Genomic DNA, 13,022 nt, shown 5'->3' on the forward strand with positions numbered 1-13,022 from the left:
CGTTTGTTGGCAAGTCTTGGGCCAGCTACAAATAAGCTCTGGATTGCCGTGCTGGGCGCGGCGCGAATTTTCTGTCTGCAGATTGAAGGAGCGACCCATGGTTGCCGCATTGCTTGATCGCCTCGGGGTAGACCCGGCGTTGTACCAGTCGGGTAAACAACCCGTGCATTCGCCGATTGATGGCAGCCGTCTCGGCAGCGTGCATTGGCAAGGTGCCGCCGAGGTGGAGCAACAGGTCAGTCGCGCCGAGCATGCATTCGAAGCCTGGCGCAAGGTGCCGGCCCCGCGTCGTGGCGAGCTGGTGCGCCAGTTCGGCGACGTGCTGCGCGAATACAAGGCCGACCTGGGCGAACTGGTGTCCTGGGAAGCGGGCAAGATCACCCAGGAAGGCTTGGGTGAAGTACAGGAAATGATCGACATCTGCGATTTCGCCGTCGGCCTGTCCCGCCAGCTGTACGGCTTGACCATTGCCTCCGAGCGCCCCGGCCACCACATGCGTGAAACCTGGCACCCGCTGGGCGTGGTCGGAGTGATCAGCGCGTTCAACTTCCCGGTGGCGGTGTGGGCGTGGAACACGGCCCTGGCGTTGGTGTGCGGTAACGCGGTGATCTGGAAACCATCGGAAAAGACCCCGCTCACCGCCCTGGCCTGCCAGGCGCTGTTCGAGCGCGTCCTGAAGCATTTCAACGATGCGCCGCCGTACCTGAGCCAAGTCATCATCGGCGGCCGCGATGCGGGCGCCGCGTTAGTGGATGACCCGCGCGTGGCTCTGATCAGCGCTACCGGCAGCACCCGCATGGGCCGCGAAGTGGCGCCCAAAGTCGCCGCACGCTTTGCCCGCAGCATTCTCGAACTGGGCGGCAACAACGCGATGATCCTCGGCCCGAGCGCCGACCTGGACATGGCCGTGCGCGCCATCCTGTTCAGTGCGGTCGGCACCGCCGGCCAGCGTTGCACCACCTTGCGCCGCCTGATCGCCCATGAGTCGGTCAAGGAAGAAATCGTCACCCGCCTCAAGGCTGCCTATGCCAAAGTGCGCATCGGCCACCCGCTGGAAGGCAACCTGATCGGCCCGCTGATTGATAAACACAGCTTTGAAAATATGCAGGACGCGCTGGAGCAGGCCCTGAGCGAAGGCGGCAAGGTGTTCGGCGGCAAGCGTCAGTTGGAGGACAAGTTCCCCAACGCCTATTACGTATCGCCTGCCATCGTGGAAATGCCCGAGCAGAGCGACGTGGTGTGCAGCGAAACCTTTGCGCCGATCCTGTATGTGATCGGCTACAGCGACTTCAACGAGGCCCTGCGCCTGAACAACGCCGTGCCGCAAGGGTTGTCGTCGTGCATCTTCACCACGGATGTGCGTGAAGCCGAACAGTTCATGTCGGCGGTGGGCAGTGATTGCGGGATCGCCAACGTCAACATCGGCCCGAGCGGCGCGGAAATCGGCGGCGCGTTTGGCGGTGAGAAAGAAACCGGCGGCGGGCGTGAGTCGGGTTCGGATGCGTGGCGCGGCTATATGCGTCGCCAGACCAACACCGTGAACTACTCGCTGGAATTGCCGTTGGCACAGGGCATCACCTTCGACTGATACCTCAAGTCGCAGTGAGATAGAACTGTGGGAGGGGGCTTGCTCCCGATGGCGGTGGATCAGGTTGGAATAGGCTGACTGACACACCGCTATCGGGAGCAAGCCCCCTCCCACAGTTGTGTGTATTTACATATCAAAATTGTTGTTTGTTGGGTCTCATCGGAGTCTGGCAATGGCACTACGCGAAACATGTTTATGGGAATACCTCACCCCCGGCCGGCCGGATCGTGCCGCGCTCAAGGGCGAGGTCAAGGTGGATGTGTGTGTGATCGGCGCCGGGATCACGGGTTTGTCGGCCGCCATTCACTTGCTGGAACAGGGTAAGAGCGTTGCTGTGCTGGAGGCCCATCGCACCGGCCATGGTGGTTCGGGGCGTAACGTCGGGTTGGTCAACGCCGGTTTGTGGATTCCTCCGGACGAAATCGAAGCCGGTTTCGGCGAAGCGGTAGGCAGCCAGCTCAACCGCATGCTGGGCGCAGCACCGTCCCTGGTGTTCAGCCTGGTCGACAAATACAACATCGATTGCCAATTGCGCCGCGAGGGCACCTTGCACATGGCGCACAACGCGCGTGGCGAGGCGGATTTGCGCAGTCGTGAAGAACAATGGAAGCGCCGTGGCGCGCCGGTTGAGCTGCTCACCGGGCAGGCGTGCGAGCAGGCTACGGGCACCCGCAAGATTGCCGCCGCGCTGCTGGATCGGCGTGCTGGCACCTTGAATCCAATGGCCTATACCACCGGATTGGCGAATGCCGCGGTTGGCCTGGGTGGGCAGTTGTTCGACCATTCCCCGGTCACCCAGCTCGAGCGCCAAGGTTCACACTGGTCGGTGCAGACCGCGCAGGGCTCTGTGCAGGCTGCACAGGTGGTGATCGCCTCCAATGCCTACACCGAAGGTGAGTGGACTGAGCTGCGGCGCAATTTTTTCCCCGGCTACTACTATCAGGTCGCCTCCGCGCCGCTGACCGACGCCGCTGCCGAGCAGATTCTGCCCGGTGGGCAAGGTTCATGGGACACCCGCCAGGTGTTGAGCAGTATCCGCCGTGACGCCGACGGCCGCCTGTTGCTCGGCAGCCTGGGCAACGGCAATCAGAAGCCGGCGTGGTTCCTCAAGGCGTGGGCCGATCGGGTGCAGCAGCATTACTTCCCGTACCTCAAATCGGTGCAGTGGGAATACACCTGGACTGGCTGTATTGCCTTCACCCCGGACCATTTGATGCGCCTGTTCGAGCCTGCGCCGGGCCTGGTGGCCGTCACGGGTTATAACGGGCGTGGTGTGACCACCGGTAGCGTGGTCGGCAAGGCGTTCGCCGACTATTTATGTCACCAGGATCCCCAGGCGTTGCCGATTCCCTTTGCGCCGATGCAGCCGTTGGTCGGGGGGGGCCTGCGCAGTTGCCTGTATGAGGCCGGATTCTCGCTGTATCACGCGGGGCAGTGCCTGCGGATCGTGATCTGATCGGCGAGATACCTGTCAAAAGCCTGCATTTTCTTAGCCGGCTACTAATCTGTATTGGTGCAAGTCGTAGCAATCGCGCACTGTAAATGTGCAGTTCCGTTACGCACGTTGTTACAGGTGTAGGAACTGTCGTTTATCCGTCTGGTTGCAGGTGCGACCTGCTCGGGTTGTACTTTTTGCGGTGAAAGGTTGCACCTCCTGACGCTAGACGGTTGCACGTCCTGGCGAAAGGCGGCGAAACACCCGTGATAACAATGACACCGTGTCTTTTTGAAGAATAAAAACGTAATGGCACGCGCCTTGCTCTGGGCTTTCAGTGGAAAGTTTGAATGCAAGTTGTCGTGCCAAAAATCAAAAATATCGGAGCACCACTCATGTCCCAGACGTTTTACAAGAAAGGTTTCCTGGCTCTCGCCGTCGCAGCGGCGCTGGGTGTTTCTACGTTTGTTCAAGCTGATGTGAAGATTGGCGTGGCCGGCCCGATGACGGGTGCCAACGCAGCTTTCGGTGAGCAGTACATGAAGGGTGCCCAAGCGGCGGCCGATGTGATCAACAAGGCGGGCGGTATCAACGGCGAACAGATCAAGCTGGTCGCCGGTGACGACGCCTGTGAACCCAAGCAGGCCGTGGCCGTGGCCAACCGCCTGGCGGACCAGGATAAAGTGATCGGCGTGGTCGGGCACTTCTGCTCGTCCAACACCATCCCGGCCTCCGAGGTCTACGACGAAGCGGGCATCATCGCGATCACCCCAGGCTCCACCAACCCACAAGTGACCGAACGCGGCCTGGGCGCCATGTTCCGCATGTGCGGGCGGGACGACCAGCAAGGTATCGTCGCCGGCGACTACATCGTCGACGTGCTCAAGGGCAAGAAAGTCGCAGTCATCAACGACAAGGATACCTACGGCAAGGGCCTGGCCGACGCTACCTCCGCCCAGTTGACCAAGCGCGGCGTGAAGCCTGTGCTGGAAGAGGGCCTGACCCGTGGCGAGAAAGACTTCAGCGCCCTGGTGACCAAGATCCGCTCCACCGGGGCTGATGTCGTGTACTTCGGCGGCCTGCACCCGGAAGCCGGTCCTTTGGTTCGCCAGATTCGTGAAGCGGGCCTCAAGGACGTCAAATTCATGTCCGATGACGGCGTAGTGACCGACGAACTCGTGGCTACCGCCGGCGGGAAGCAATACGTCGATGGCGTGTACATGACCTTTGGCGCTGACCCGCGCCTGCTGCCAGACAGCAAGGCAGTGGTGGAAGAGTTCCGCAAAAACGGCACCGAGCCAGAAGGCTACACCCTGTATGCCTACGCCTCGATCCAGGCCCTGGCTGCCGGTTTCAACGGTGCCAAGTCCAACAAGGGCGAAGACGCCGCCAAGTGGCTCAAGGCTCACCCGGTGAAAACCGTCATGGGCGAAAAAGCCTGGGATGCCAAGGGCGACCTGAAAGTCTCCGACTACGTGGTTTACCAGTGGGATAAAGACGGCAAATACCACCAGCTGGAAAAACAGAAGTAAGCATTAGCACCACAGTTCCAATGTGGGAGGGGGCTTGCTCCCGATCGAGGTGTGTCAGTCAGCCTGTTCAAACCTGATCCACCGCCATCGGGAGCAAGCCCCCTCTCACAGGGAGTGGTGTTGTCATCAAGATCTGTCTTTTCCTCCAGAAGTGCCGCACACCCAACGGTGTGCAGGTGCTCACCGCGTGAGATTGCGTTATGGATGGTATTTTCCTGCAGCAACTGGTCAACGGCCTGACCCTCGGGTCGGTCTATGGCCTGATCGCCATCGGCTACACAATGGTCTATGGCATCATTGGCATGATCAACTTCGCCCACGGCGAGGTTTATATGATTTCCGCTTACCTCGCGGCGATCAGTCTGGCACTGCTGGCTTACTTCGGCATCGAATCCTTTCCGCTGCTCATTCTCGGCACCTTGATCTTCACCGTGGTCGTCACCGGCGTGTACGGTTGGGTCATCGAGCGTGTCGCCTACAAACCCCTGCGTAACTCCACCCGCCTGGCACCGCTGATCAGCGCTATCGGCATCTCCCTGATCCTGCAGAACTACGCGCAGATCGCCCAGGGCGCCAAGCAACAAGGTGTTCCCACCCTGCTGGCCGGGGCCTGGCGTGTCGACATCGGCAGCGGGTTCGTCCAGCTCACGTACACCAAGGTCTTCATCCTGGTCGCCGCCTTCGCGGGCATGGCCCTGCTGACCTATGTGATCAAGTACACCAAGCTCGGCCGCATGTGCCGCGCCACCCAGCAAGACCGCAAGATGGCCTCGATCCTGGGCATCAACACCGACCGGGTGATCTCCTACGTGTTCGTCATCGGCGCCGCCATGGCCGCGCTGGCCGGCGTGCTGATCACGCTCAATTACGGCACCTTCGACTTCTATGCCGGCTTCATCATCGGCATCAAGGCGTTCACCGCAGCGGTACTCGGCGGCATCGGCTCCCTGCCTGGGGCGATGCTGGGCGGGATCATCCTCGGTATCTCCGAGTCGTTGTTCTCGGGGTTGATCAACTCTGACTACAAAGACGTGTTCAGTTTCTCCCTGCTGGTGGTGATTCTGATTTTCCGTCCTCAGGGCCTGCTTGGTCGCCCACTTGTGGCGAAGGTGTAAACATGTCTGCTGCCAAATCTATCGATATCAAGAAAAGCGTGGTCGATACGGTCCTTGCCGGGCTGATTGCGCTGGTTGTGTTCGGCCCCATCGTCGGCGTGGTCCTCGACGGCTACAGCTTCAACCTGGAACCGGCCCGCGTGGGCTTGCTGGTCGCCATTGTGATGGTCGGCCGCTTCGCCATGAGCCTGTTCCTGCAAACCTCCAAGGGCCTGAAGATTCTGCAGGGCTTCGAGACCAGTGGTTCCGGCGTGCACGTGCTGGCGCCGGACTACAAGTCGCGGCTGCGCTGGATCATCCCGGCGCTGATCGTGATTGCCATCGTGTTCCCGATCTTCGCCAACAAGTACCTGCTGACCGTGGTGATCCTCGGGCTGATCTACGTATTGCTGGGCCTGGGCCTCAACATCGTGGTGGGCCTGGCCGGTCTGCTCGACCTGGGTTACGTGGCGTTCTACGCCATCGGTGCCTATGGCTTGGCGCTGGGTTATCAATACCTGGGGCTGGGGTTCTGGTCGGTGCTGCCACTGGCGGCTATCGCGGCGGCATTAGCGGGGTGCATTCTCGGCTTCCCGGTGTTGCGAATGCACGGCGACTACCTGGCCATCGTGACCCTGGGCTTCGGTGAAATCATCCGCCTGGTGCTGAACAACTGGCTGTCGTTCACCGGTGGCCCGAACGGCATGCCGGTGCCATCACCGACCTTCCTCGGCCTGGAGTTCGGCCGCAAGGCGAAGGACGGCGGGGTTCCGTTCCACGAGTTTTTCGGTATCGATTACAACGCCAACATCAAGTTCATGTTCATCTACATCGTGCTGTTTCTGGTGGTGCTGGCCGTGCTGTACATCAAGCACCGCCTGACCCGCATGCCGGTCGGTCGCGCCTGGGAAGCCTTGCGCGAAGACGAGATCGCCTGCCGCTCGATGGGCCTGAACCACGTACTGGTCAAGCTCTCGGCGTTCACCATCGGTGCGTCCACGGCCGGTTTGGCCGGCGTGTTCTTTGCCAGCTACCAGGGCTTCGTCAACCCGTCGTCGTTCACCTTCTTCGAGTCGGCGCTGATCCTGGCCATCGTGGTCTTGGGCGGCATGGGCTCGACGGTGGGCGTGGTCATCGCGGCGTTCGTGCTGACGGTCGCGCCGGAGCTGCTGCGTAGCTTCTCCGAATACCGCGTGCTGCTGTTTGGCGTGTTGATGGTGGTGATGATGATCTGGCGGCCACGCGGCCTGATACGGATCAGCCGCACGGGTGTGACGCCACGCAAGGGGGTCGCACCATGAGCAAGGAAATCGTGCTGTCCGTGGAAAACCTGATGATGCACTTCGGTGGCATCAAGGCCTTGAGCGATGTGAGTCTCAAGGTCGAACGCAACTCGATCTTCGCCCTGATCGGCCCCAATGGTGCGGGCAAGACCACGGTGTTCAACTGCCTCACCGGCTTTTATAAAGCCAGCGGCGGCAAGATCGAACTCAACGTGCGTGGCAAGCAGACCAACGTCATCCAGTTGCTCGGCGAGCGCTTCCAGCCTGTCGACTTCGTATCGCCGAAAAGCTTCTTCAGCCGGGTGTACTACAAGATGTTCGGTGGCACCCACCTGGTGAACCGCGCAGGTTTGGCGCGGACTTTCCAGAACATTCGTCTGTTCAAGGAAATGTCGGTGGTGGAAAACCTGCTGGTGGCCCAGCACATGTGGGTCAACCGCAACATGCTCGCGGGCATCCTCAACACCAAGGGCTACCGCAAGGCCGAAAGCGACGCGTTGGACCATGCGTTCTACTGGCTTGAAGTGGTGGACCTGGTGGACTGCGCCAACCGCCTGGCCGGCGAACTTTCCTATGGCCAGCAGCGCCGCCTGGAAATCGCCCGCGCCATGTGCACACGGCCGCAGATCATCTGCCTGGACGAACCGGCAGCCGGCCTCAACCCCCAGGAAACCGAAGCCCTCAGCGCGATGATTCGCCTGCTGCGCGACGAACACGACCTCACGGTGGTGCTGATCGAACACGACATGGGCATGGTGATGAGCATTTCCGACCACATCGTGGTGCTCGACCACGGTAACGTGATTGCCGAAGGTGGGCCGGACGCGATCCGCAACGACCCGAAAGTGATTGCCGCCTACCTGGGCGCCGACGAGGAGGAACTGGCATGAGCGCACCCATCCTCGAAATGAAGGACCTGGACGTCTACTACGGCCCGATCCAGGCCCTCAAGAAAGTCTCGCTGCACATCAACGAAGGCGAAACCGTGAGCCTGATCGGCTCCAACGGTGCGGGTAAATCCACACTGCTGATGTCGATCTTCGGCCAGCCACGGGCCGAGTCGGGGCAGATTCTTTATAGCGGCGTCGACATTACCCACAAGTCCTCGCACTACATTGCCTCCAACGGCATCGCGCAGTCGCCGGAAGGGCGGCGGGTATTCCCCGACATGACCGTCGAGGAAAACTTGCTGATGGGCACTATCCCGATTGGCGACAAGTACGCGCAGGAAGATATGCAGCGCATGTTCGAGCTGTTCCCGCGACTCAAGGAGCGCCGTAACCAGCGCGCCATGACCATGTCGGGTGGTGAACAACAAATGCTCGCCATCGCCCGCGCCCTGATGAGCCGGCCCAAGCTGTTGCTGCTCGACGAGCCGAGCCTGGGCCTGGCGCCGATTGTGGTGAAGCAGATCTTCTCCACCCTGCGCGAGCTGGCGTCCACCGGGATGACTATCTTCCTGGTGGAGCAGAACGCCAACCATGCGTTGCGCCTGTCGGACCGGGCCTATGTGATGGTCAATGGGGAGATTCGCCTCACAGGTACCGGTAAAGAGCTGTTGGTGAACGAGGAAGTGCGCAACGCCTACCTGGGCGGGCACTGATCCCCGTCATCTGATCGTTCCCACGCTCCGCGTGGGAGCGCCTCTTGTGACGCTCTGCGTCACGCTTTGGACGCGGAGCGTCTTCGGATGCATTCCCACGCAGAGCGTGGGAACGATCAGGTGTCCACAGGCACTCGACCAAATTGTGGAAAACAAATCCAGCCACCTCCCAAAGCGCGACATATAGCCGCCGCAAATCCCTGTTTTGTCACAGTTTTGACTTGTCCCCATCGGCTGTGGAACCGGCTGTGGGTAACGTGGGAGTAGCTGGCTGAAAGCCTTTAACGGCGTGGCCTGCAGCGCGTCGATTGTTTTTTGATCAGGGACTTTTTCGCGACCGCCCAAGGGGTTTGTCAACCTGTTTAAAGACACAGGTATATGACCGTTTTGTGTTGATCAAACCTGTGGATAAGTCTGTGATTAAACTCTGGAAAGACCGCCGCAGAGGCCGAAATGACTGGCCTGGAGCCATCGCTCGAACTTTTTCCTTCAACCAGGGCCTACATACGCCTTGGCCCAGGTCAAGCAAAAAACTTTCTAAAACTCCCTGGAGCCCTTGTATTGAGCGGCCCGAGCGGTTTTTTACTTGCCCCCAAAGACTGTGGGTGCAGTTGTGGATAACCTGCGTGCATATGGCTGCAGGCCACGGTTTGTAAGGGTTTGCTGGGTTTGGTTAAAAAGTGATCAGCTGTGCGTGAAGTTGTTTGCTTAATGGTTGCTGCAACGTCGGGGTAAGGGCATTCTGCTGGCAACTTTTTCCCCGATGCCCGCAAGGAGAACACCATGTCCGACACGCTGTTTATTACCGGCGCCACTTCAGGTTTTGGCGAAGCTTGTGCCCGTCGTTTTGCCGACGCCGGCTGGAAACTGGTGCTCACGGGGCGTCGTGCCGACCGCTTGAACGCGCTGGTCGAAGAGCTTTCCAAGCAGACTGAAGTACATGGCCTGGTGGTGGACGTACGGGACCGCAAGGGCATGGAAGACGCCATCGCCAACCTGCCGCCGTCGTTCGCCAAGCTGCGCGGGCTGATCAACAACGCCGGCCTGGCCGTGGGCACCGATCCTGCGCCCAAGTGCAACCTCGACGATTGGGAAACCATGGTCGACACCAACATCAAAGGCCTGTTGACCACCACCAACCTGCTGTTGCCACGCTTGATTGCCTACGGGCGTGGCGCCGGCATCATCAACCTGGGCTCCATCGCCGGTAACTACCCGTACCCGGGCAGCCATGTGTATGGCGGTTCCAAGGCATTCGTGAAGCAGTTTTCGCTGAACCTGCGCTGCGACCTGCAAGGCACTGGCGTGCGTGTGACCAACATCGAGCCGGGCCTGTGTGAGAGTGAGTTCTCGCTGGTGCGCTTCGGCGGTGACCAGGCACGGTACGACGCTACCTATGCGGGTGCCGAGCCGATCCAGCCGCAGGACATTGCCGATACCATTTTCTGGGTGTTGAACACGCCGGCGCATGTGAACATCAACCGCCTGGAGCTGATGCCGGTGAGCCAGACCTGGGCGGGTTTTGCGATTGAGCGCGGGGCCAAGTAAGGCGTTAGACCGTGTCGCGGCTATCGGGAGCAAGCCCCCTCCCACACTTGACCGTATTTCAAAGTTGAAACTCAGTCGAATGTGGGAGGGGGCTTGCCCCCGATGGCGTCAAATCGGCCAAAACACGACATAAGGTACACTCCACCCCTGAAAACCCCTCCGCACTGTGCGGTTTAAAGGTTTTGACGGGAGGAAATGTGAGTAACCGAGGTGAGCAGGCACTGCTCAAACAATCGACCATCCTGATGTTCGCCGTTGCGATCGCCGGGATTGTCACGGGTGTGATTTCTGGCGCCCAATCCATTCTATTCGACGGCTTTTTCTCGCTGATCGCCACCGCCATCAAGGTGTTGATGCTGATCACGGCCAAGCTGATCGCGAAAAAAAGCAACGAGCGTTTCCAGTTCGGTTATTGGCACCTGGAGCCGATGGTGCTGTTGATCGAAGGCAGCTTCCTGCTGCTGATCGCCATCTACGCGTTTCTCAACGGTGTGTTCGGCATTATCAATGGCGGGCGTGAGATCGAGTTGGGGCTGGTGATCCTCTATGCGGCGGTGTTTACCGTCGTCGAGTTCGCCTACTTTTTTTACGTGCGCTATCGCAATCGCCGGCTGAAATCGTCACTGATCCAGTTCGATAACATCAGTTGGCTGGTGGACGCGATGCTGTCGGTGGGCTTGTTGATCAGCTTTCTCGCTGCCCTGTTGCTCAAGTCCCAGGGCTATGGCGAGTGGGCGGTGTATGTCGACCCATTGATTCTGATCCTGCTGGCCCTTAGCATGCTGGCCCCGGCCTTGAAGATCCTGCGCCCGGCGCTGCGCGAGGTGCTGGGGATCGCCCCGGACCAGTTGGACGACACCGTGCGCGAAGTGATGGACGCGGCGCAGGCCCGACATGGTTTCGACGACTACGTGTCTTACGTACAGAAGCACGGGCGTGCACGGTTTATCGAGATTCATGTGGTACTGCCGGCGGATTACCCGGTGGATAACATCGCGACGCTGGATCGGCTGCGCGAAGAGATATCCACAGGGCTCGGCACGCCGGATGCGGCGCGCTGGCTGACGATCAGCTTTACCGCAGATCGCAAGTGGATTGCATGAGGCCCTGGTAGCAGGTCGCCAAGTGGTAGGGCGTGGTCGACGGCATGTCCCGTCGGCTCACGTCGCCCTTGGCGTCCAGGCATTCATGCCAGCCTTTGTCATGCAGGAAGCGTTGTTGCAGCGCCAGCAACTGGCGTTGCAACACTGCCTCACTGCCCGGTCGCAGGGTCAGTGCCCGCAGGTATTCGGCCTGGGCCCAGATCCGTTGGGTGCCGTCGCGCACATAGCCGTCGAGGGCAAGCATGCCGCTGACCGCGCCGCTGGCTTTATCCACACCCTTGAGTTCGGCGTAGGCAAATGCCCGCGACAATGCTGCATGCAGCGGCGTGCCGCGCAGCAAGGGTGAAGACTCCAGCAAAAAGAACCATTCGAACTGGTGCCCCGGCTCAAACCAGTTATCCACAGCGCCCAGCGGTTTTTCCATCATCACGCCGTGCTGAGGATCGATAAAGCGCTTGTGCAGCGCACCTGCCAAGTCCAGCAGCGCATCTTGGGTGACTGCATCTTCACGCACCGCCAGCGTCGCGAGGAAGCCTTCGGCGAGGTGCATCAGCGGGTTTTGCAACGGGCCGGATTTGAGGGATGACCAGTTGCGCTCCAAGACCGCGTCGTACAGGCCGTCGCCGGTAGCGAAACGTTCGGCGACCACTGACAGGGCGGCGTCCAGCACGGATTCGACCAACGGCTCGCGCACCTTGGCCCAGTAGTGGGCGCAGGCGAAGATGATGAAGGCGTGGGTGTAGAGGTCTTTGCGCTTGTCCAGCGGCTGGCCGGTCGGGTCGATGCTGTAGAACCAGCCACCGTGCTCGGCGTCATGGAAATGCCGTTGCAGGGAGCGGAACAGCGCCGCTGCACGCTCTTGGGCAAAGGCGGCGCCCGGCTCGCCGATCAGGCTGGCGAACAGGTACAACTGCCGGGCACAGGCCATGGCGCGGTAGCGTTGCGGGGGCAGTGGCCGGTGATCGGCGTCCAGCGCCTCGTAGGGCAGCGCCAGGTCGGCATTCCAGCCCGGGCCTTGCCAGAGTGGCACGATCAGGTCATGGAAGTGCGCGAGCACAGAATTCAAGGAGGGTTGGGAAGCGATGGGCATCAGCTGGCGTCGTCACGGCAGGGGTGTAGGCGCGCATGGTAGCAGGCTTGGGTTCTGTGGTGTCCGGTCTACCGCTATCGGGAAGCCCCCTCCCACACTTAGCGGTAGTGTGGGAGGGGGCTTGCTCCCGATAGCGCCTTTACAGGCACTGCAATATTCAGCCGGCGAGCAGCCACACCCCCGTCGCCGCCGATGCCGCACCGGCGACTCGCACCAACGGCGCGGCCGCCGCCGGCAGGAAGCGCACCACCGCATAACCGGCAGCGTGCAGGGCAGCGGTTGCACCGACGAACCCTGCCGCATACGCCCAAGGGCTGGACATATCCGGCAGTTCCAAGCCATGCGCCACGCCATGGAACAACGCAAACAGCGCCGTCGCCCCCACGGCCACGAACAATGGCGGCCGCACCGCCAAGGCAACGGCCAGGCCCAATGCCAGCACCGAGGCGGCAATCCCGCTTTCCAATGCCGGCAACTGCAGTCCTTCGAAGCCCAGCAAGCCACCGATCAGCATGGTGCCGACAAAGGTACAAGGCAGTGCCCAGCGCGCATTGCCTGTTTGCTGCGCCGCCCACAAGCCGACCGCAACCATGGCCAGCAAATGGTCGATACCGCCCAGTGGGTGGCTGATGCCGGCCACCAGGCCATTGTCGCCATGGCCCGGGTGGGCGAAGGCGAGGGCGGGGGCCAGCAGCAGGCTGGCGGCGGCGAAAAGTTTCTTGAGGCTCATATAAGGCTCCTTAAAG

The 13,022-nt window shown here is 60.8% G+C and carries 11 protein-coding genes; 9 read left to right on the forward strand and 2 right to left on the reverse strand.

Features of this window, described 5'->3' with window-relative positions:
* Positions 1–97 precede the first annotated feature (97 nt).
* From amaB to JBE38_RS09465, 9 genes are all read left to right on the forward strand, one after another.
* Complete coding sequence (gene amaB, locus JBE38_RS09425; RefSeq protein ID WP_060755083.1) at positions 98–1,588, forward strand: L-piperidine-6-carboxylate dehydrogenase; 1,491 nt, start codon at positions 98–100, stop codon at positions 1,586–1,588.
* 172 nt (positions 1,589–1,760) lie between these two features.
* Positions 1,761–3,044, forward strand: a complete 1,284-nt coding sequence (gene amaA / locus JBE38_RS09430; protein ID WP_205344177.1) for an L-pipecolate oxidase — start codon at positions 1,761–1,763, stop codon at positions 3,042–3,044.
* A gap of 374 nt (positions 3,045–3,418) precedes the next feature.
* Positions 3,419–4,555: a branched-chain amino acid ABC transporter substrate-binding protein gene (locus JBE38_RS09435; protein ID WP_205344178.1), complete on the forward strand. Its 1,137-nt coding sequence runs from the start codon at positions 3,419–3,421 to the stop codon at positions 4,553–4,555.
* A gap of 200 nt (positions 4,556–4,755) precedes the next feature.
* The gene (locus JBE38_RS09440) at positions 4,756–5,670 is read left to right on the forward strand and encodes an ABC transporter permease subunit (RefSeq protein ID WP_126870625.1); all 915 of its coding nucleotides are present in this window, start codon (positions 4,756–4,758) and stop codon (positions 5,668–5,670) included.
* 2 nt (positions 5,671–5,672) lie between these two features.
* Positions 5,673–6,950, forward strand: a complete 1,278-nt coding sequence (livM, locus tag JBE38_RS09445; protein ID WP_060755081.1) for a high-affinity branched-chain amino acid ABC transporter permease LivM — start codon at positions 5,673–5,675, stop codon at positions 6,948–6,950.
* Positions 6,947–7,822: an ABC transporter ATP-binding protein gene (locus JBE38_RS09450; protein ID WP_060755080.1), complete on the forward strand. Its 876-nt coding sequence runs from the start codon at positions 6,947–6,949 to the stop codon at positions 7,820–7,822. The genes livM and JBE38_RS09450 overlap by 4 nt, the downstream gene beginning before the upstream one ends.
* Positions 7,819–8,535: an ABC transporter ATP-binding protein gene (locus JBE38_RS09455; protein WP_060755079.1), complete on the forward strand. Its 717-nt coding sequence runs from the start codon at positions 7,819–7,821 to the stop codon at positions 8,533–8,535. Before JBE38_RS09450 ends, JBE38_RS09455 begins: the two co-directional genes overlap by 4 nt.
* 783 nt (positions 8,536–9,318) lie before the next feature.
* Positions 9,319–10,083: an SDR family oxidoreductase gene (locus JBE38_RS09460; protein WP_090367112.1), complete on the forward strand. Its 765-nt coding sequence runs from the start codon at positions 9,319–9,321 to the stop codon at positions 10,081–10,083.
* A 197-nt stretch (positions 10,084–10,280) separates the two neighbouring features.
* Complete coding sequence (locus tag JBE38_RS09465; RefSeq protein WP_060755077.1) at positions 10,281–11,186, forward strand: cation diffusion facilitator family transporter; 906 nt, start codon at positions 10,281–10,283, stop codon at positions 11,184–11,186.
* On the opposite strand, the gene JBE38_RS09470 is transcribed toward JBE38_RS09465, so the two are convergent.
* Positions 11,158–12,276 carry an AGE family epimerase/isomerase gene (locus tag JBE38_RS09470; protein ID WP_205344179.1) on the reverse strand — a complete coding sequence of 373 codons (1,119 nt, stop codon included), beginning with the start codon at positions 12,274–12,276 and terminating at the stop codon, positions 11,158–11,160. The two genes, JBE38_RS09465 and JBE38_RS09470, sit on opposite strands and share 29 nt — an antisense overlap.
* A 157-nt stretch (positions 12,277–12,433) precedes the next feature.
* Positions 12,434–13,006: a HupE/UreJ family protein gene (locus JBE38_RS09475; protein WP_104995367.1), complete on the reverse strand. Its 573-nt coding sequence runs from the start codon at positions 13,004–13,006 to the stop codon at positions 12,434–12,436.
* Positions 13,007–13,022: the final 16 nt, after the last annotated feature.

This window comes from Pseudomonas sp. ICBG1301, assembly GCF_016918385.1.
Taxonomy (GTDB): Bacteria; Pseudomonadota; Gammaproteobacteria; order Pseudomonadales; family Pseudomonadaceae; genus Aquipseudomonas; species Aquipseudomonas palleroniana.